This is a genomic window from Stenotrophomonas sp. 22385 (assembly GCF_052045085.1).
Taxonomy (GTDB): domain Bacteria; phylum Pseudomonadota; class Gammaproteobacteria; order Xanthomonadales; family Xanthomonadaceae; genus Stenotrophomonas.
The window spans coordinates 234,864-254,342 of record NZ_JBQEOG010000006.1 but is presented as its reverse complement, the minus strand read 5'-3'; the positions used below and the strand labels follow the sequence as shown (position 1 = coordinate 254,342).

The 19,479-nt window shown below is 65.8% G+C and carries 20 protein-coding genes and 1 tRNA gene; 17 read left to right on the top strand and 4 right to left on the bottom strand.

The window, feature by feature from the left end; translation table 11 throughout:
* Positions 1-77 precede the first annotated feature (77 nt).
* The 10 genes from fabG to ACTJI4_RS12695 all read left to right on the top strand — a co-directional run bounded on the left by fabG (position 78) and on the right by ACTJI4_RS12695 (position 9,347).
* Positions 78-821: a 3-oxoacyl-ACP reductase FabG gene (gene fabG, locus ACTJI4_RS12740; RefSeq protein WP_392915217.1), complete on the top strand. Its 744-nt coding sequence runs from the start codon at positions 78-80 to the stop codon at positions 819-821.
* Between the two features lie 153 nt (positions 822-974).
* Positions 975-1,214, top strand: coding sequence for an acyl carrier protein (gene acpP / locus ACTJI4_RS12735; protein WP_068849637.1), 240 nt, complete (start codon positions 975-977; stop codon positions 1,212-1,214).
* Positions 1,215-1,350: 136 nt separating this feature from the next.
* Positions 1,351-2,613, top strand: a complete 1,263-nt coding sequence (gene fabF / locus ACTJI4_RS12730; RefSeq protein WP_440869538.1) for a beta-ketoacyl-ACP synthase II — start codon at positions 1,351-1,353, stop codon at positions 2,611-2,613.
* Between the two features lie 86 nt (positions 2,614-2,699).
* Positions 2,700-4,055, top strand: coding sequence for an aminodeoxychorismate synthase component I (locus ACTJI4_RS12725; protein ID WP_440869537.1), 1,356 nt, complete (start codon positions 2,700-2,702; stop codon positions 4,053-4,055).
* Positions 4,056-4,161: 106 nt separating this feature from the next.
* Complete coding sequence (gene mltG / locus ACTJI4_RS12720; RefSeq protein WP_440869536.1) at positions 4,162-5,226, top strand: endolytic transglycosylase MltG; 1,065 nt, start codon at positions 4,162-4,164, stop codon at positions 5,224-5,226.
* Positions 5,223-5,891 (top strand): dTMP kinase, encoded by a 669-nt coding sequence (gene tmk, locus ACTJI4_RS12715; protein ID WP_440869535.1) that lies wholly within the window; start codon positions 5,223-5,225, stop codon positions 5,889-5,891. Before mltG ends, tmk begins: the two co-directional genes overlap by 4 nt.
* On the top strand, positions 5,884-6,843 hold the full coding sequence (locus ACTJI4_RS12710) for a DNA polymerase III subunit delta' (protein WP_440869534.1): 960 nt from the start codon (positions 5,884-5,886) through the stop codon (positions 6,841-6,843). Before tmk ends, ACTJI4_RS12710 begins: the two co-directional genes overlap by 8 nt.
* Positions 6,840-7,193: a PilZ domain-containing protein gene (locus ACTJI4_RS12705; RefSeq protein ID WP_392915234.1), complete on the top strand. Its 354-nt coding sequence runs from the start codon at positions 6,840-6,842 to the stop codon at positions 7,191-7,193. The genes ACTJI4_RS12710 and ACTJI4_RS12705 overlap by 4 nt, the downstream gene beginning before the upstream one ends.
* A gap of 65 nt (positions 7,194-7,258) precedes the next feature.
* Positions 7,259-7,333: transfer RNA gene (locus ACTJI4_RS12700), tRNA-Val, on the top strand.
* Positions 7,334-7,661: 328 nt separating this feature from the next.
* Positions 7,662-9,347: a DUF4041 domain-containing protein gene (locus ACTJI4_RS12695; RefSeq protein WP_392915236.1), complete on the top strand. Its 1,686-nt coding sequence runs from the start codon at positions 7,662-7,664 to the stop codon at positions 9,345-9,347.
* A gap of 295 nt (positions 9,348-9,642) precedes the next feature.
* Here the strand turns inward: ACTJI4_RS12695 and ACTJI4_RS12690 are convergent, their stop codons facing one another.
* A complete protein-coding gene (locus tag ACTJI4_RS12690; RefSeq protein WP_392915238.1) occupies positions 9,643-10,605 on the bottom strand; it encodes an AraC family transcriptional regulator in 963 nt (320 codons plus the stop codon).
* An 88-nt stretch (positions 10,606-10,693) separates the two neighbouring features.
* Between ACTJI4_RS12690 and ACTJI4_RS12685 the strand changes: the two genes are divergently transcribed.
* The 3 genes from ACTJI4_RS12685 to ACTJI4_RS12675 all read left to right on the top strand — a co-directional run bounded on the left by ACTJI4_RS12685 (position 10,694) and on the right by ACTJI4_RS12675 (position 12,271).
* Positions 10,694-11,527, top strand: a complete 834-nt coding sequence (locus ACTJI4_RS12685) for an oxidoreductase (protein ID WP_440869533.1) — start codon at positions 10,694-10,696, stop codon at positions 11,525-11,527.
* Positions 11,528-11,619: 92 nt separating this feature from the next.
* Positions 11,620-12,015, top strand: a complete 396-nt coding sequence (locus tag ACTJI4_RS12680) for a hypothetical protein (RefSeq protein ID WP_392915243.1) — start codon at positions 11,620-11,622, stop codon at positions 12,013-12,015.
* A 40-nt stretch (positions 12,016-12,055) separates the two neighbouring features.
* Positions 12,056-12,271 (top strand): cyclase, encoded by a 216-nt coding sequence (locus tag ACTJI4_RS12675; protein ID WP_440869532.1) that lies wholly within the window; start codon positions 12,056-12,058, stop codon positions 12,269-12,271.
* A gap of 12 nt (positions 12,272-12,283) precedes the next feature.
* On the opposite strand, the gene ACTJI4_RS12670 is transcribed toward ACTJI4_RS12675, so the two are convergent.
* From ACTJI4_RS12670 to ACTJI4_RS12660, 3 genes are read right to left on the bottom strand one after another with little or no spacing between them, the layout of a single operon-like run.
* Positions 12,284-13,525, bottom strand: a complete 1,242-nt coding sequence (locus ACTJI4_RS12670; protein WP_440869531.1) for an FG-GAP repeat domain-containing protein — start codon at positions 13,523-13,525, stop codon at positions 12,284-12,286.
* Between the two features lie 17 nt (positions 13,526-13,542).
* Positions 13,543-14,397 (bottom strand): hypothetical protein, encoded by an 855-nt coding sequence (locus ACTJI4_RS12665; RefSeq protein WP_440869530.1) that lies wholly within the window; start codon positions 14,395-14,397, stop codon positions 13,543-13,545.
* Positions 14,398-14,417: 20 nt separating this feature from the next.
* Positions 14,418-14,780, bottom strand: a complete 363-nt coding sequence (locus tag ACTJI4_RS12660; RefSeq protein ID WP_392915254.1) for an H-NS family nucleoid-associated regulatory protein — start codon at positions 14,778-14,780, stop codon at positions 14,418-14,420.
* A 70-nt stretch (positions 14,781-14,850) separates the two neighbouring features.
* On the opposite strand from ACTJI4_RS12660, the gene ACTJI4_RS12655 reads away from it, so the two are divergent.
* The 4 genes from ACTJI4_RS12655 (at position 14,851) to ACTJI4_RS12640 (ending at position 19,262) form a co-directional block, all read left to right on the top strand.
* On the top strand, positions 14,851-15,303 hold the full coding sequence (locus ACTJI4_RS12655) for a hypothetical protein (RefSeq protein ID WP_392915256.1): 453 nt from the start codon (positions 14,851-14,853) through the stop codon (positions 15,301-15,303).
* A 112-nt stretch (positions 15,304-15,415) separates the two neighbouring features.
* A complete protein-coding gene (locus tag ACTJI4_RS12650; RefSeq protein WP_392915259.1) occupies positions 15,416-15,802 on the top strand; it encodes a hypothetical protein in 387 nt (128 codons plus the stop codon).
* A 118-nt stretch (positions 15,803-15,920) separates the two neighbouring features.
* Positions 15,921-16,292 (top strand): helix-turn-helix domain-containing protein, encoded by a 372-nt coding sequence (locus ACTJI4_RS12645; protein ID WP_440869576.1) that lies wholly within the window; start codon positions 15,921-15,923, stop codon positions 16,290-16,292.
* Positions 16,293-16,331: 39 nt separating this feature from the next.
* Positions 16,332-19,262 (top strand): sensor histidine kinase, encoded by a 2,931-nt coding sequence (locus ACTJI4_RS12640; protein WP_440869529.1) that lies wholly within the window; start codon positions 16,332-16,334, stop codon positions 19,260-19,262.
* Positions 19,263-19,479: the final 217 nt, after the last annotated feature.

The window sequence follows — 19,479 nt, the reverse complement described above, 5'->3', positions numbered from 1 at the left end:
TGGCTTTCGACCGCGTCTTCCCCGTGCCAGCCCCCGGGCCGGCGCTGCGGACCGGTCCCCGTTAAAGGAAACTGAGCATGAGCAAGCCCCTTCAGGGTGAAATCGCACTGGTGACCGGCGCCAGCCGTGGCATTGGCGCGGCGATCGCCGACACGCTGGCCGCGCAGGGCGCGACCGTCATCGGTACCGCCACCACCGAATCCGGCGCTGCCGCGATTGGTCAGCGCCTGGCGGCGGCAGGCGGTCACGGCCGCGCGCTGAACGTAACCGACCCGGCCGCGCTCGAGGCCGTGCTGGACGGCATTGCCAAGGAATTTGGCGCCATCAGCATCCTGGTCAACAACGCCGGCATCACCCGCGACAACCTGCTGCTGCGCATGAAGGACGAGGACTGGCAGGCCATCCTCGACACCAACCTGACCAGCGTCTACCGTACCTCGAAGGCCGTCATCCGCGGCATGATGAAGGCGCGCAAGGGCCGCATCATCAACATCGCCTCGGTGATCGGCGTGACCGGCAATGCCGGCCAGGCCAATTACGCTGCAGCGAAGGCCGGCATCATTGCCTTCTCCAAGTCGCTGGCAAAGGAGATCGGCTCGCGCGGCATCACCGTCAACGTGGTGGCGCCGGGCTTCATCGACACCGACATGACCAAGGCGTTGCCGGAAGAACAGCGTACCGGCCTGGTCAAATCCATCGCCCTGGAACGCCTGGGCGAGCCTTCCGATATCGCCAATGCGGTGGCGTTCCTGGCCGGTCCCTCGGCCAGCTACATCACCGGCGAAACCCTCCATGTGAACGGCGGCATGTACATGCCGTGAGCATGTGGTGCAGGGAATGCACCGCAAGTGGTTGATCTGAATGGATTTTTGCAGTCATGCAAGGCGCCTTCGGTTTCCACTACACTATCCAACGGCCATCGCCATTTGATGGCGTCACTTTTTGAACCACTACTCCATCTGGAGCGATATCCAATGAGCACCATCGAAGAACGCGTCAAGAAAATCGTCGTCGAACAGCTTGGCGTCAAGGAAGAAGAAGTTGTCACCACCGCATCGTTCGTCGATGACCTGGGTGCCGACTCGCTGGACACCGTTGAGCTGGTGATGGCGCTGGAAGAAGAATTCGAGTGCGAAATCCCGGACGAAGAAGCCGAGAAGATCAGCACCGTCCAGGCTGCGATCGACTACGTCAAGGCGCACGTCAAGGCGTGATGTCGGGCGGCTGGCGCGCGGTAGCGGTTGTTGCCGCCACCGCGTGCGGCAAACCCATGGGGCCGCGCTTGCGGCCCTGTGCTTTTGAGCGTTACACCGCGTCAACCCCGTATCACCCGGGTCAGGAGAATCTGCAATGAAGCGTCGCGTCGTCGTTACCGGCATGGGCATGGTCTCGCCGTTGGGCAATGATCTGGCCACCAGTTGGAAGGGCATCACCGAAGGCCGTTCCGGCATCGGCCCGCTGACCAACGTTTCGCAGGCTTATCTGGACCGTTTCACCACCAAGATTGCAGGTGAGGTCAGGGACTTCGACATCACCGCCGACAACGAACAGTTCGGCAAGTTCCGGGTCAGTGGCAAGGATGCCAAGAAGATGGACCCGTTCATCCATTACGGCCTTGGTGCCGCCTTCATGGCCTTGAACGATTCGGGCCTGGAGATCACCGACGGCAATGCCGAACGCATCGGCGCCATCGTCGGCGCGGGCATCGGCGGCCTGCTGGGCATCGAGGAACAGACCATCGAGTTCCACGAGGGCAGGAAGATCTCGCCCTTCTACGTGCCCAAGACCATCATCAACATGCTGCCCGGCCAGCTGAGCATCATCACCGGTCTGAAGGGTCCGTCGTTCTCGGCGGTGTCGGCCTGCGCCACCTCGAATCATTCCATCGGCACCGCCATGCGCATGATCCAGTATGGCGATGCGGACGTGATGGTGGTGGGCGGCGCCGAGCGTGGCTCCTCGCCGACCGCGGTGGGTGGCTTCTGCGCCATGAAGGCGATGAGCACCCGCAACGACGCCCCGGCCGAAGCTTCGCGCCCGTGGGACAAGGAGCGCGACGGTTTCGTGCTCGGCGATGGCGCAGGCATCCTGATCCTGGAAGAGTACGAACACGCCAAGGCACGCGGTGCGCGCATCTATGCCGAGCTGGCCGGTTTCGGCGCCAGCTCCGACGCATACCACATGACCGCCCCGAGCGAAAACGGCGAAGGCGCCGCCCGCTGCATGACCATGGCCCTCAAGGACGCCGGCGTCAGCCCGGACCAGGTGGGCTACCTCAACGCGCACGGCACCTCCACGCCGCTGGGCGACCTCGGCGAAACCATGGCCATGAAAACCGCCTTCGGTGACCATGCTTACAAAATGATGGTCAGCTCCACCAAGTCGATGACCGGCCACCTGCTCGGCGCGGCCGGCGGCGTGGAAGCCATCTTCTCGGTGCTGGCGCTGCGCGACAACATCATTCCGCCCACCATCAACCTGCACGAAGCGGGCGAGGGGTGCGACCTGGATTACGTGCCCAATACCGCACGCGAAGCCAAGGTGGATGTGGTGATGTCCAATGGTTTCGGCTTCGGCGGCACCAACGGCACGCTGGTGTTCAAGCGCGTCTGACCGCGCCTTCCAACGCCACCGCACCGGGCCGCCATCTTGGCGGCCTTGGTGTATCTGGCCCCCGCACTTACTTTGGTTGTCCTGCCATGTTCCAGACCCGCCTGCTGCCCGACACCACCGACCTGCTGGCCCTGCAGCGGCTGGCGCCGGAGCGATATCCGCTGCTGATGGAATCCACCGCCTCGGGTACCGCGCAGGGGCGCTGGGACCTGCTGTTGATGGGCAACGGTGAATCCCTGGCGCTGCATGCCGATGGCGTGGTGCGCGACCACCACGGTGCTGCGCATGGCGGCGCCTTCCTGGACGTGCTCGATGCGCACTGGCAGTCCCTGCGCCTGCCGCGCGAAGAAACCGGCCTGCCGTTCCGGGGCGGCTGGGCGCTGATGCTCGATTACGAACTGGCCGGCCAGATCGAAACCGTGCTGAGTCTTCCTGCGCGCGCCGACGGCCTGCCCGGTGCACTCGCCCTGCGCTGCCCGGCCGCCGTACTGCACGACCGTGTGCTGGGCCAGTTCCACGCCGTGTGCGAAACCGACCACGCCGACCAGCTGGACACGCTGCTGCTGGACCTGGAGGCCACCGCCACGCTGCCGCCGCTGCCGCAGTGGCAGCCCCCGGCGCGGATGGAAGAGGACGCGCCGACGCGCTTCACCGACGGCGTCGGCAAGGTCATCGACTACCTGCGTGCCGGCGATGTGTTCCAGGTGAACCTGTCGCGGCGCTGGGTCGCGCACTTCGATGACGTGCTGTCACCGCAGGCGCTGTACGCGCAGCTGCGCGTGGCCAACCCCGCGCCGTTCGCCGGGCTGTTCATTGCGCAGGGCAGGGCAGTGGTGAGCTCCTCGCCGGAGCGTCTGGTGTCCGTCCATGGCGATGACGTGCAGACCCGCCCCATTGCCGGCACGCGCCCGCGCTTCGCCGGCGACGATGATGCCGAACGCATCCGCGAACTGGTCGGCCACCCCAAGGAGCGTGCCGAACACGTGATGCTGATCGACCTGGAGCGCAACGACCTGGGCCGCATCTGCACCCCCGGCAGCGTCGAGGTGGACGAGCTGATGAGCGTGGAAAGCTACGCGCACGTGCACCACATCGTGAGCAACGTGCGCGGCCGCCTGCGTCCCGGCGTGAGCCCGGGCCAGGTGATTGCTGCCACCTTCCCCGGCGGCACCATCACCGGCTGCCCCAAGGTGCGCTGCATGCAGATCATCGCCGAGCTGGAACAGACTGCCCGTGGCGCCTACACCGGCGCGTTCGGCTGGCTGAACCGCGACGGCGACCTGGATCTGAACATCCTGATCCGCACCGCCGAAGTGGCCGGCACCCACGCTGCCTTCCGCACCGGCGCCGGCATCGTGGTCGACTCGGATGCGGCCAGGGAGCTGGACGAAACCCGCGCCAAGGCCCGCGGCCTGATGCGCGCGCTCGGCCGCCAGGAATGACGCAAGTGTGTGTGCACCACCCGCGCGGTATCCTGTCGGTAGCGCACGGCCGTTGGTCGTGCGGCGCCGGCGCCGGCGCCAACAACGTTCAACAACAGAGGTGACCATGGCGGGTGCGAAACGGGGTTGTCTGGCCATATTGACGGTGCTGCTGCTAGGCGCACTTCTCCTGGCCGCTGCCGGCGCATGGTTCTGGCACAGCCAGAGCGGCTTCGCCGACACCGCCATCAGCCCCGACCAGCCCAGCGTCGTCATCGCCCCCGGCGACGGCCTGCAGACCGTCGTGCGCAAACTGCGCGACGCCGGCGTGGATGAAGGCAACGACACCCAGTGGCAGCTGCTCGCGCGCCAGCTCGATGCCGCCGGCAAGCTCAAAGTGGGCGAATATGCACTGGATGCCAAGCTCACCCCGCGTGAACTGCTCACCCGCATGCGCCAGGGCCGCACCCTGCAGCACCGGGTCACCATCGTTGAAGGCTGGAACATCCGCCAGCTGCGCGCCGCGCTCAAGCGCGCCGATCCGCTGATCCACAAGACCGACGAACTGGACGATGCCGCGCTGATGAAGGCGCTCGGCTTCGCCGGCCAGCACCCGGAAGGCCGCTTCCTGCCCGAGACCTACGTCTACCAGCGCGGTGACACCGACCTGGACGTGCTCAAGCGCGCCCACGCCGCCATGGAAAAGGAACTGGCCGCCGCATGGGAAAGCCGCGCCGACGACCTGCCGCTGAATTCCCCGTATGAGTTGCTGATCCTGGCCTCCATCATCGAAAAGGAAACCGCGCTGCCCAGCGAGCGCCCGCAGATTGCCGGCGTGTTCGTGCGCCGCCTGAAGATGGGCATGCGCCTGCAGACCGACCCCACCGTGATCTACGGCATCGGCAGCAGCTACGACGGCAACATCCGCAAGCGCGACCTCACCACCGATACGCCGTACAACACCTATACCCGCGCCGGGCTGACCCCCACGCCGATCGCCATGCCGGGGCGCGATGCCCTGCAGGCTGCTGCACGCCCGGCAGCCGGTGACGCGCTGTACTTCGTGGCCGTGGGCGATGGCAGCGGCGCGCATGTGTTCTCGGCCAACTACACCGACCACAACGCCGCCGTAGCCCGTTACCTGCAGCAGCTGCGCCAGCAGCGCGCCCACCCGCAAGCGGCGCCGCAATGAGCCCCGCACTGCGCCGCCACCCGCGGTTCATCAGCCTGGAAGGCGGCGAGGGCGCCGGCAAGACCACCGCGCTCAACGCCATCCGCAGCGCCCTGCAGGCGCAGGGCCATGAGGTAGTGCTCACCCGCGAACCCGGCGGCACCCCGCTGGCCGAGCGCATCCGCGCGCTGGTGCTGACCCCTGACGCGGAGATCGCCGCCGAGCCGCTCAGCGCCGAGGCCGAACTGCTGCTGGTGTTCGCCGCCCGTGCCCAGCATGTGCGCCAGGTGATCGAACCGGCGCTGCGCCGGGGCTGCTACGTGCTCAGCGACCGCTTCACCGATTCCAGCTACGCCTACCAGGGCGGTGGCCGTGGCCTGGAGGCGGCCTGGATCGCCGAGCTCGAACGCCGCGCCGTGGGTCTGCTGCCCGGCCTGACCCTGCTGCTGGATGTGGACGTGGCCGTGGGCCGCGCCCGCGCCAACGGCCGCGACCTGTGGCCGGACCGCATCGAAAGCGAGCAGGACGATTTCTTCCAGCGCGTGCGCGCCGTGTTCCGCGAGCGCGCCGCCCAGGACCCCACGCGTTTCCGCCTCATCGACGCCAGCCAGGACCAGGCCGGCGTGGCCGCCCAGGTGGTGGCCGCCATCGAAGCGTGGCTGGCGCAGGAGCAGGCCAATGAGTGAGACGTTTTCCCCCTGGCAGCAGCGCGCCTATGACCAGACCATCGCCGCGCTCGACGCGGGCCGGCTGGGCCATGGCCTGCTGATCTGCGGCCCGGCCGGGCTGGGCAAGCGCGAGGTGGCGCTGCGCATGGCCAGCCACGTCCTGACCCGGGGCGAGCCGGCCGCCGCCCAGCGCGCCGCCCAGCTGATCGCCGCCGGCACCCACCCGGACCTGCAGCTGGTCTCGTTCATTCCGAACAAATCCGGCGACAAGCTGCGCACCGAAATCGTCATCGAGCAGGTGCGCGAGATCTCCCAGAAGCTCTCGCTCACCCCGCAGTACGGCGTTGCCCAGGTGGTGGTGGTGGACCCGGCCGACGCCATCAACCGCGCCGCCTGCAACGCGCTGCTCAAGACCCTGGAAGAGCCGCAGCCCGGCCGCTACCTGTGGCTGATCAGCAGCGACCCGGCGCGCCTGCCGGCCACCGTGCGCAGCCGCTGCCAGCGCCTTGAATTCAAACTGCCGCCGCGCGAGGAAAGCCTGGCCTGGCTGCAGGCCCAGGGCCACAGCGAAGCCAGCGCCCGCGAAGCGCTGGACGCGGCCCGGGGCCACCCCGGGCTGGCCGACGACTGGCTGCGCAACGACGGTCTGGCCCTGCGCCGGCAGGTGGCAAGCGACCTGGAAGCGCTGGTGGCCGGGCGCGCGGGCGCGGTGGAACTGGCCCAGCGCTGGACCGCCGACGACCATGCCGCGCTGCGCCTGCGCCACGCCGCCGATCTGGCGCTGGCCCAGGCCACCGGCGGCGGCTTGACCGATCCCGAGCGATTGCACAAGCTGGGCGCCTGGTTCGACGCCGCCAACCGTACCCGCGATCTGTTGCGCACCACCGTGCGCGCCGACCTGGCGGTGGTGGAATTGTTGTTGGCCTGGAACAAGGTCAACGAGCGGCAAGTAAAGGGGAATAGAGCATGAGCGCCACCAACGCCCGCCAGGGCATCCTGTCGCTGGCCGTCAAGGACAAAGCGTCGCTGTACAGCGCCTACATGCCGTTCGTGAAGAACGGCGGCATCTTCGTGCCCACGCCCAAGCGCTACTTCCTGGGCGATGAGGTGTTCCTGCTGCTGACCCTGCCGGACTCCAGCGAGCGCCTCCCGGTAGCCGGCAAGGTGATCTGGGTGACCCCGGCCGGCGCCCAGGGCAACCGCGCGGCGGGCATCGGCGTGCAGCTGGCCGACGGCCAGGAAGGCGAGAACGTGCGCAACAAGATCGAGACCGCGCTGGCCGGCACCCTGAACTCGGACAAGCCCACGCACACGATGTGAAGAAATTCATGGAAACCCGTTGACGCGAAATTTTGCCGCCCTATAATGAGCGGCTCAGCAGCATCGGGCGGTTAGCTCAGCGGTAGAGCATTGCCTTCACACGGCAAGGGTCACAAGTTCGAACCTTGTACCGCCCACCAATTAGAGCCCTGAGTTATTAGGGTTAATCGAAAAGCCGACCTAAGGTCGGCTTTTTCGTATGCGCACCCATAAGTGCAGTCGCCAGCGAGTCCCTGGTTCAGCCGTGGGCAAAACGCACGTATACAAGGGTGCGGCCAACTTCCTCTCCGCCGCTGCCGGACTTCCGTAGTAGAGCTAAAAGCACGAGCCTGATGGGATTGGGACATCCACATGATCTCTCCGCAAAGTACTGCGTAAGAGAATTCCTATAGACGGGCCGCCGCCGTCAGCCCGATCATCTTGATAGCCAAGGTCTATCATCAATGAATGGGGCTTACAGGGGCGCTCATGGGCTGGATTCTTTCGTTTGCACTGGCTGTATCAATTGGCGTTCTTCTGGTTCTCCGGAAGCTTGCCGCACAAGCATCCCGGAGTCGTATTGCCCAACTTGAGTTGGATGCCGCGCGCCAAGCGGCATGGCTTCAAACGCAGATAGATCGGCTGACTGCAGATAATGAGTCGCTGGCCAAGTTCACGCAGGTTCGCGACGCGGATAGTGAGTCACGTCGAATACTTGCAGATGCTGAGGCAGCTTCGGTGTCCGCTCGTATCGAGATCGATGCGCTCCGTGCGGCTACAGAGTCGACATTGGAGACACTGCGTATTGAAGCCCAGCAGCAGGTCAGTGCATTGCTCACAGATGGGCGACGCGCCAACGCAGATGCTCGCCAGAAGGCAGAGCGGACAATCGAGGATGCCAATAGGCGGGCTGCCTCGCTGGTTCAACAGGCAGAGTTTCGTGCAGAAGAGATCGCTGGCGACGCGTATAGAGCTCTACATGAGGCCGAGAGCATTCAGCAGAGCGCTGCTGCCATGCGCAACGTAATTGAAGGCTATGGTGATCTTTACCTGAAGCCAACCTACAGTTTGTTGGATCAGCTTGCGCAGGACTATGAGTTCGAGTCAGCAGCTCAGGAGCTGAAGCGCGCGAGGGCGAATTCTGTATCGATGGTTACTTCCGGTCGGGCCGCAGAATGTGACTATGTCGAGAAGAACAGACGCGAGACGGCCATAAGGTTCGTGATCGACGCCTTCAATGGCAAGGTCGATACGATTCTGGGAAGGCTGAAGTCCGACAACTTCGGGACGTTGGAGCAGCAGGTGCGCGACGCATACTCGCTGGTCAACCACAATGGTAGCTCATTCCGATCCGCCCGAATTACGAAGGAGTACCTCGCTAGTCGCCTGGAAGAGCTGCGCTGGGGAGCATCGTCAATCGCTTTGCGCGAGAGGGACAAGGAGGAGCAGCGCCGAATCAGAGATCAGATTCGCGAGGAGGAGCGAGCCCAGCGGGAGATTGATAGGGCGTTGAAGGAAGCCGCCAAGGAAGAGGATATGCTCCAAAAGGCGCTATCCAAGGCTCGCGTACAGCTCGATAAGGCGAGTGAAGAGCAGCGTTCTATGTTCGAGGCTCAGATGTTTGCCCTCGAAGCCAAGCTTGCCGAGGCTGAAGCAAAGAACCAACGTGCACTTTCAATGGCTCAGCAGACCAAGGCCGGGCACGTGTACGTCATTTCCAACATCGGCTCATTCGGTGATCGCGTATTCAAGGTTGGAATGACGCGTCGATTGGAACCTCATGACCGGGTGAGAGAGTTGGGCGACGCCAGTGTTCCTTTCCCGTTCGACGTTCACGCAATGATCTGGTCGGACGACGCTCCCGCGCTGGAGGGAGCGCTGCATCGCAGGTTCCTCACTTCACAGGTCAACAAGGTTAACCCTAGGAAGGAATTCTTCAGAGTTCCACTTGAGAATCTTCGTAGTGCGATTGAAGAACTGGGGCTTCAGGCTTCGTGGACGATGGCAGCAGATGCTGCCCAGTTCCGTGAGTCGAAGGCTATCGAAGAACAGCTTTTGCGCCAGAGTGAGGATGCTCAACGATGGATACGCGCCCAGCTCGAAGTTCCTGATGAGCTGATTGCGGGGAGCAGTGATGAGCCCGAACACCACTCTGCCGAACAAGCTCTTGACTGACTGGCAATCTCACCTCGGTGGAAGAGGTGCCAGCCCTCAGCTGCGTGCAAATTTCGTCATGGTAGCGTCATCCATGGATGACAAGCCGGAGGAAAAACTACACTGATTTTGATAATGACGAGAGTTGTTCTTCTTGTATTGATTGTGCTTGTTGCGGTCCGCGGTCCTTCGCCTGTCGGACTGATCAAGCACGCTCAGGAGGTGCAACGTGACAGATGCCGGCCGACGCGGCGCAGCAACTATCGTGAGAGGGGCGCCCATGCCCCCTTCTTTTTCCGCGTGCTGGCACGCTGCGTCAATGAGATGAAACATAGGCGGCGCCGGGCCAAGGCCGCGGGACTGCGAAGCTCTCGCGCATGCGCTGTGCTTCCTTTGCCGGTGTCAGCCCGAACAGCCGCTTGAACTCGCGGCTGAACTGCGAGGTGCTTTCAAATCCTACCGCATGGCAGGCCGCAGCGGCGGTCATGCCCTCGCGCACCATGAGCAGGCGTGCTTGGTGCAGGCGCGTTGATTTCAGGTACTGCATGGGCGAGGTGCAGGTGACCGCCTTGAAGTGACTGTGGAACGAGGGCGTGCTCATGCCGGCGCTCTGCGCTAGTCGCGCGACATCCAGCGGTTGGGCGTAGTCCGAGTGGATGCGTTCAAGCGCTTTGGCAATCTTTCCGAACCTTCCGTGCTGGGAGAGTGCCGCGCGCAGCACAGCCCCTTGCGGGCCAGTGAGCACGCGGTAGTACAGCTCACGGAGCAGCTGGGGGCCGAACAGTCCCGATTCCACGGGATCGGCAAGCGCGCGTAGCAGACGCTCGAGGGAGAGCTGCATGGCCGCATCCAGCGGGCTGGACATCATGCTCTGCGGTTGCGCCACGTCCGTGCTGATGTCGTGGCGGTCAATCTCCAGCATCAGCTCGGCCGCAAGCGGAAAATCCAGGTGCAGGTACAGCGCGAGCAGCGGGGATTCCGCCGACGCATCGGTTTCCATGGTGAACGGCACCGGCACGGAAACGGCCAGGTACTGGTTGGCGTCATACACGTAGGTGCGTTGGCCGAAGTAGCCGCGCTTGCAGCCCTGGCAGACGACCACGATGCCAGGGTCGTACAGCACCGGGGTTCGCGAAAGCGGGCGGTCGGACCGCAGCACCCGCACGCTTGGCAGCGCGGTCAGGTTGTAGCCCTCCACCGGTGCCAGTGCGAGCACGAGCGGTGCCAGCGGCAGGGGGCTGGCCGGTCCGGAGCGGGCGGTGGCGTTGGAGGGGTTCATAGGATTAGGCAATAAGCGGAGCGAATTACGCCTTAGCGAGACCGTGTGCTGGAACTATTGTGCACCCCATCCCCTGATGGAGCACCCCATGACGCACCCCAAGCGAATCTTCATTACCGGTGTGAGCAGCGGCTTTGGCCTGGCGCTCGCCCGTGAAGCCCTGGCCGCCGGCCACCAGGTGGTTGGCACGCTGCGCCAAGCCGACGGCATCGCGGCGTTCGAGGCGCTGGCGCCCGGGCGCGCGCATGCGCGCCTGCTGGACGTTACCGATGAGGCAGCCATCGGGGCGGTCGTCAGCGCGGTTGAGGCGCAGCTGGGGCCGATCGATGTCCTGGTCAACAACGCCGGCTATGGCCATGAAGGCGTAATGGAGGAGTCTCCACTGGCGGAAATGCGCAAACAGTTCGACGTCAACGTGTTTGGCGCCGTGGCGATGATGCGGGCCGTACTGCCCGGAATGCGCGCCCGTCGCTCTGGATGGATCCTCAACATCACCTCCATGGGCGGCATGATCACCATGCCGGGCATTGCCTATTACTGTGGCAGCAAGTTCGCGCTGGAGGGCATCAGCGAAGCGGTGGGCAAGGAAGTCTGTGACCTGGGGATCCATGTGACGGCGGTGGCGCCGGGCTCCTTCCGCACCGACTGGGCAGGCCGCTCGATGGTGCGTTCACCGCGAACCCTGAGCGACTACGACGCGGTGTTCGACCCGATCCGCCAACGCCGGCAGGAGGTCAGTGGGAAGCAGCTCGGCGACCCACGCAAGGCCGCGCAGGCCATGCTGGCCCTGATGGAAAGCGAAGCGCCGCCCGCGCATCTGATGCTTGGCAGCGATGCCTTGGCCTTGGTTCGCGAGAAGTACATGGCTGCGCTGGATGACCTCGTGCGCTGGGAGAGCGTTACCCGCTCCACCGATGGCTGAACGAGGGGCAGTTACATCGCGGGTGGCGAGCGGACTTCGGCCTGTGCTTTCATTGGAATCGCATGCTGCCGCATGTGTCCAGAGAGACATCCATGCCGTCTGATACCAGAAGGATTTCCGGCGCAGCGTTGCTGCTTGTTTCCGGGGTCTACGCGCTCGCCATTGTGTGGGGCGTTGAGTGGCTGCTCGATCTACTGCGCTCACGCACGTTTGGCATGGGGCCGGAACTGCAGCCACGCTGGGTACGCACCGCGCTGGCTCTGGCGCCCTTCGCGCTGTTCTCGCTGTGGGTAGGCATCCGCCGCCCGCCCCGCGTGCGCCGAGGCTTCATCGCCGGGCTGCTTGCTTCGCTTGCGTTGTGGGGCTGGTACTACGCAGACGGATGGATGAACACCGGCGGCGGCGCCAACATCGGGCTGGGCATCATCATGATGCTCTCGCCACTGCCGGTGTTCGTGGTCATCTGGTTGTTCGCACGCAGGGCATGACCGACGGTCACGTTCAGACATACAGGAGGAACCAGTCAACATGGAAAAGCGTGTCTGCTTTGATTTCGAAATAGAGTTCAGCAACGGTGGCGGCATCCAGGGCCAGGAGTTCCGGCTGGATATCGAGGGCGATGACATCAGTGATGAAGCGCTCGCCGACTACATCGTTCGTGACATGCGGCTGCTGATGGTGGGTACGGTACGCATCCTCAACAAACGGATCATCGAAGAGCCGCACAAGCGCAGGGTTGAATAGATTCGCTTCGTCCTAGCGCGTCGCCTGGTCGCTGGTCAGCAGCAGACGCGCCTGCGATTGCCAGCCACCGATGAACAGATCCGGCTTGCCATCGCCATCCAGGTCGCCACGGGCCATGCTCCAGCTGCGGCCCACGGTGGCAGCGGGAATCACCTTCGCGGTGGCGTCGCTGAAATTGCCCTTCCCATCGTTCTGCCACGCACGTACCTGGAGCGGCACGAAGCCGGGCACGTCGATGGCACTGACCACCAGATCAGGATGACCATCCTCGTTGAAGTCCACCACGGTGCCGCCCCAGCTTGAGAAGCGGTGGGTGGGCAGGCGGGCGTGGGTTTCATCCTTGAACCGCGCGTTGCCCTGGTTGATCAGCATCCGCGTCTGCGGGTCCTTGTCCCAGTCCCGGTTGTTGCTGGTGAGGTTGAAGAACACCAGATCCAGCCGGCCGTCGCCGTTTGCATCAAGGGCATGCACCTCGCGGGTCTCGGTCGGAATCTGTGGGCCCAACCGATCGGTGGCATCGGTGAAGCGCCCGCCGCCATCGTTCAGCAGCAGCCGGTTGATCGGATCCTGGCTGGCAATGGCCATGTCCAGGTCACCATCGCCATCCAGATCGGCCAGCACGATGCCCTGCGCCTGCACGTCGATGGCGGGCAGGTGGGTGGTGCTGGCATCGATGAACCACCCGGGGCGTGCACGGTCATTGAGCCATAGGAATGGTTGCGCCACGCCCTCCTTTCCTTCGGTGGTGTTGCCCACCACGATGTCGGGCAGGCCGTCGCCGTTCACATCGCCGACCGCCACCGCGTTGGCCTGGCTGGTAGCAGGCACGCGTTCGCTCGCCAGGGTAAAGCCACCCTTGCCGTCGCCCAGGAACAGGTTGTGCTGCTCGGTATCTTCGGCCACGAACACCACATCCAGGTGGCCATCGCCATTGAAGTCGGCCACGCGCACATGCTCGTTGTCGCCGGCGATGGAGCCGAACGCACCGGGTGTGTGGCTGAGCTTGCCGGTGCCATCGTTGAGGTACAGCCGGTTGGCGCCGTTCTCCACCGCCACCGCGACATCCAGGTCGCCGTCACCATCGGCATCCAGCAGCGCCGCATCCAAGGCGTGCAGCTCGGAATCCGCCGGCACGTGGGTGGCGGTGACGTCGGTGAAGAGCGTGGTGGCCGGCGGCGGTGGCGTCGCACAGGCGGTGATCGAGGCGCAGGACAGGGCCGTGAACAGCAGGAATGATGGGGTGGGTCGGCTCATGCTGTTCGTTCTCCAGTTCATTCAACCAGGGCAAGTTGCCGCTTGAATCCCGGCCACAGCGCAAGCTTGTGGGTGACGTTGGTGATGGTCCGGCGCGGGTCGGTGGGGTGCGGCCGGGACGACGTGCTGCTTCTGCCCTGGCGCCACAGCCCGAACATCACGATCTCCGCGCCCATCGGGAACGACTTCAGCCAGGCGGCGTCGGCATGCCCGACGCTGACTTCATAGAAATCACGGCGATCGGCCACGCCGGTGTGCTGGTACTTCGGCGCGCAGTTGAGGAAAAGCGAACCCGGCTGCGGCGCGCGGTGCGACCTTACCGTGCCGACCAGCGCCATGGGCAGGTCGGTAGTCCCGGTGCCAATACGCTCCCAGGCTTGGTCGTAGCGCTCCTGGTCGTAGAAGAAATTTTCCCAGTCCACGCGTTTCTTGCCCAGGCGCAGGATGACCTGCGACGCCACGAGGTCATCGCGCTCACACATCGCACGCAGGACCAGCAGGTCGGCGAGAGTGCCCAGGTAGCCATCGACGGTCTGCTGCTCGGCCCTGCCACGTTTCAGGGCCTGCTGCGGCAACAGCAGTCGCAGCTCGTGCCGGCCGTCGTCCAGAGAAGGCAGGAAATCAGGATCCGAACCTGCGGCCAGAATGGCCTGCAAGCGGCCCGCGGGGTTGTACCGGCAGCTGGGCTGGTGCTCGGCGCCCTTGGCCAAGGCGATATAGGAAGGTTCCGCCGCCACGAACCTGACCGAGGCGCCGCACCCTTCGCTGTCGCACAGCAGGGTGGGCAGGGTCTGCTGCGTATCGTGGCGCTTCTGCAGGCCCTCGATGCGATGCAGGGTGCCGTGTGTTCCCACCGCCCTGCGCATCTTCATGTCACCGCTCATCTTCGCGCTCAGCCGGGGTAGGCCGGGAAGCGCTCATCGGGGTGGTGCTTCTTCCACTCGGTATGCGCCACGGTGCCTTCCCAGGCAAGGAAGGTGTTCGGCACGCGCCCACGGCCGGACCAGGTCTCCTGCGTATGCGGCAGCCAGTAACGTGGCGGAAGTTCCTTCCGCTCGGCCTTGGCGGGTTTGGCCCGCTTGACCGGGCTGGCCGCGCCCTCGTTGCCGAGCAGGGCGCGCAGCCTGCGCTGCTGTTCCGGGCTGAAATCGCCAAAGCTGGTGGTCAGCAGCAGTGTGACGCGCTCATACGCCTCTTTGGTGGCTGCCCGCAGCACCGCGTGCGGGGAGAGGGAGGCAGATGGCTTGCGGGGCATATGATTCCAGGAATAGGGCTGACGGCGGGCACGATAACAAATGCCGGTGTGATCAGCCCGCTTCGGCACCATGCCATTCATTGAAGGAACGAAGATCGTGAGACTTGTCACGTTGTTGGTGCTCTGCTTGATCGTGGCGGGCTGCAGCCTGGTGATGGACAGCGACTTCGCCACCCAGAAGGAGGCAGACGCTGCCGGGATGGTCCGGAAGGGGTGGATTCCCGAATGGGTTCCTCGCGAGGCGACGAAACTTCGCGAAGTGCACGACCTCGACTCGAATGCGAGCCAGCTTTCGTTCTTCATGCCACCGGGCACCGGTTTGGACCTCCCGCCCGTTTGCCGACCGGTGGCCTACGCGCAGGCGGCGCCAGCAGCCTTCAACCGCCCGTGGTGGCCCGGTGATCGAGCTCTGGAGCGGTCGTATCGGTTCCTGGAATGCAATACCGAGTTCGACAAGACGGTATTCATCGCCATCAGCAACGCCGGGGATCGCGTCCTTTACTGGCGCACCTACATGCGCTGAGGCGCGACCCTGGCAACCCGCGGGGGAGGCCCGCATTACTCTTTCGAGGCATGCGCGCCGGCTTCGATGGGTCCTCAATGGACACAGCCAGATCGACGCTGGAGGCGCCCCGGTGCAGCTGTTGTACGCAACCTTTCCCGACCGCATGCCCGGCGTGGGCCTGCTGTTGTTCCGCCTGTTGCTGTCGTCGATGCTGGTAGCGCCATGGGGCCTGCGCGGGGCACTGCCCCCGGATGACCTACTCGGGTTGGCCTGGGTAGCCGCCGCCCTGATCGCGTTCGGCGCGCTGCTGCCGTTGGGGATAGGCGGGGCACTGCTCCTGGCCGGGCTGGATGGCGCGCTGGACGGCTGGCCGCTGGCAGGGCTGCTGCTGGCGCTGCTGTTGCTGGGCCCGGGCGCGTATTCGGTGGATGCGGTGCTGTTCGGTCGGCGGGTGCTGGAACTGCCTGCGTCGCGGCGCGGCCATGCCGACGACAAGGACACTCACCCGAAAGAGTAGTCGCACGCCCAGCCAATCGGGGCTTGGGCGCGCTGCACAGCAGGAACAGCATGCACGGATGGATTTCGCGAGGTTCGAGCCAATGCATGCCAATCGTCCGGCATCCGCCGTGGCACCCATGTCGGGCGCACCGTCGCGCGCGGTGGAGCGGGCGGTCGACTACATCGAGGCCAACCTGTCCGAGCCGCTGCAACTCAGCGCGATTGCCGGAGCGGCGTGCATGAGTCGCTTCCACTTCGCGCGTACCTTCCGCGAGCAGACCGGGCTGAGCCCGATGGAATACCTGCGCATGCGCCGCATCGAGCGCGCCCGGCACCTGCTGCGCGCCGAGGGGCAGCGCATCTGCCAGGTCGCCAGCACGCTGGGTTTCTACGACCAGAGCCACTTCGTGCGCTGGTTCCGCCGCAGCTTGGGCTGCACGCCCACCGCCTACGTGCGCGCGGCCGTGCCATCGGGGTGCGAGCCGTGCGACGGTGCGCCTTGCCGGTAGTTGTTTTTGTATGATGGTCCCGACGCGCAGGGGCTGACCATGACGATCACATTCCGGGCTATTGCCTGCGCGTGCCTGCTGCTGCTGGGCGGCAATGCTGCAGCCCTGGATCCCGAGCGGGCGATCGGGCAGTTCCACCACACCGCGTGGACGGTCAACCAGGGCGCGCCGGGGCAGGTGACCGCGCTGGCCCAGACCGCCGACGGGTATCTCTGGCTGGGCACCGAGATCGGCCTGTACCGGTTCGACGGCGTGCGCTTCACGCGCTTCGCGCCGCCCGGCGATGACGCCTTTCCCGCGACCAGTGTGTCTACCCTGTACGCCGCCCGCGATGGTGCCTTGTGGGTGGGCTTCCGCTACGGCGGGGTAAGCCGGGTCGAGCGCACGGGCGTGCGTCACTACGGGCCGGCGGCAGGGCTGCCGACCAGCACCGTATTCCGTTTCGCCGAAGACGGGCAGGGCCGCTTGTGGGCCGCCACCTTTACCGGCCCGCTGTTCCTGCAGGGCCAGCGCTGGGTGCGGCCCACGCAGGCGATGGGCTACCCGGGACGACAGGCGCGTACGTTGTTCACGGATCGCGAGGGCACGCTGTGGGTTGCCACCGAGGCCGGCATGGTGGTGTTGCGGCGCGGTGCCAGTGCATTCGAACGGGTGCCGGCGCGCGTGGGCCGGGTAAGCCAGATCGCCCAGGCGCCGGACGGCGCCATCTGGGTCGCCGAAGCGGACGGCGGTGTGCGCCCGCTGTCCGGCCAGGGCGACGCCGTGGAATCGGCCGGGCTGCTGTTCGACCGCGATGGCGTGCTGTGGGCGACCACGCTGGGTACCGGGCTGGTTCGCCGCTCACCGCAACGCAACCAGGCGCAGTTGGAACGCTTCCGCCGGGTGGACGGGCTCAGCTCCGATTACGTGCAGCCGTTGCTGGAGGATCGCGAGGGCAACCTGTGGGTGGGCGGCAGCCGTGGGCTGGATCGCTTCCGTCACGCCAACCTGGCGCAGGTGCCGATGCCGGAAGGTGCGCAGGAGTTCGCCATGGTCGCGGACGGCAACGCGTTGCTGGTGGGTACCCGCAACCACCCGCTGCAGCGCGTGGACATGGCTTCACGGCAGACGCTTGCACTGCCGGCAGGAATCACCGCCATGCACCGCGATGCCGTCGGCACGACGTGGTTGGCCGGGCCAGACGGGGTGTGGCGCAAGGACGGGGAGGAGTTCTCGAAGGTATCCGGGCTGCCGGTGTCGGGGCGCTCGGGTGTGCAGGCCATCGCGACCACCCCGGACGGCGCGCTCTGGGTGTCCTTGAACACGCCGGGTGTGTACCGGTTGAAGGACGGGCAGTGGGCGCACTTCCAGGACAGGCCCGGACTGCCCACGGGCGGTTCGCCCCTGGTGATGCAGGCCGATGCCAGCGGGCGGCTGTGGCTGGGCTTTGCCCGCAACGCGGTGGCGGTGCTCGACAACAAGGTGTTCTCCACACCATGGAGGGGTGAACCGCTGGACGTGGGCAATGTCACCGCATTCTTCGAGGACGCGCGCGGCATGTGGGTGGGCGGCGAACGCGGCCTGGCGCGCGTGGCTGATGGCCAACTGCATAACGTGCTGCCTGCGGTGCGCGAAGACCTGCGTGGCATCAGCGGTATCGTCGCCGACGCGGCGGGCGACCTGTGGTTCAACGGCGCGCGCGGCGTGGTGCGTGTGCGCGCCGGCGACATTGCCGGGCTGTTCGACGGGCGGGGCACGCCCCGTTACGAGCGCTTCGATGCACTCGATGCGTTGCCTGGCATCGCGGCCCAGTTCCGGCCACTGCCCACCGCTGCGCGGACCCAGGATGGGCGGCTGTGGTTTTCCACCACCAGCGGCCTGGTGTCGATGGATCCGGCGCAGATCGTGCGCAATCCCGTGGCACCGCCGGTGGAGATCCTGTCGGTGGCGGTGGATGGGGCCAACGTACCGATCAACGCGGGCAGCGTGGAGCTGCCGGCAGGGACGAAGAACCTGCGCATCCGCTTTACTGCACTGAGTCTTTCAATTCCCGAGCGGGTCCGGTTCCGCTATCAGCTGGAGGGCTTCGATTCGCAGTGGTTCGAGGCCTCGACCGCGCGCTCGGCGTTCTACAACGCACCTGCCTCGGGGCAGTACGTATTCCGGGTGGCGGCCAGCAACAACGATGGGGTCTGGAACGAGCAGGGCGCCCGCCTGGTGGTCAACGTTGCACCGCACTACTGGGAAACCGCCTGGTTCCGTGTGCTGTGCGTGATCGCGGGCGCGGCACTGCTGTGGCTGCTGTACCTGGGGCGGCTGCGGCAACTGGCCGCACGCATCCGTACACGCCTGGACGAGCGTCACCGCGAGCGCGAGCGGATCGCACGCGAGCTGCACGATACGCTGCTGCAGAGCACCCAGGGGCTGATCCTGAGGTTGCATGCATCGAGCCGCAAGCTGCCACCCACCGACCCGGTTCGTGCTGAGCTGGAGGCGGCGATGACCATGGCCGAGCAGGTAGCGGCCGATGGCCGCGAGCGCGTGCGCGGCCTGCGCGGTGACGTGGAGCGTACGCGCGACCTGGGCGCGGCGTTGTTGGGTGTCGCGGAGGAAGCGCACGGGCTCGAGACCCCCGCCGTTCGGCTGGTGGTGGAGGGCACGCCGCGCACCATGCAGACCTGCGCGGCCGAAGAGGCCTACATGATTGGGCGAGAGGCCCTGCTCAATGCCTTCCGGCATGCGCGTGCCGCGCAGGTGCAGATCCTGGTCAGCTATGGGCGGCAGGGCTTCCGGCTGCGCATCGATGACGATGGCATCGGACTGCCGCAGGGCGCCGAGGCGCTGCAGGGGCACTGGGGCCTGGAAGGCATGCGTGAGCGCGCGGGACGCGCCGGTGGCACGTTGACGATCCTGTCGGGACGCTCCGGGCGCGGTACGGAGATCGACCTGCAGATACCGGCCGCGTTTGCCTGGGACGTGAGGCGTCGCTGACCCGCGACCGGGGCATGAAGAGCAACGGCGTACAAGCGCCGGCACGACCATATCTGGCCCCATGTGGGCTGCCGCCCATGCGCAGGATTGACCGATGCCCCCCCAATTGCTGGAAACGTTGATGCTCACCCGCCGCCAGGCGCTGCAGGCCGGTGCCTCGGCGCTGGCCGTGATGGTGCTGCCGGGCTTTGCCATGGCGCGCACCCCTTCCCCCGCT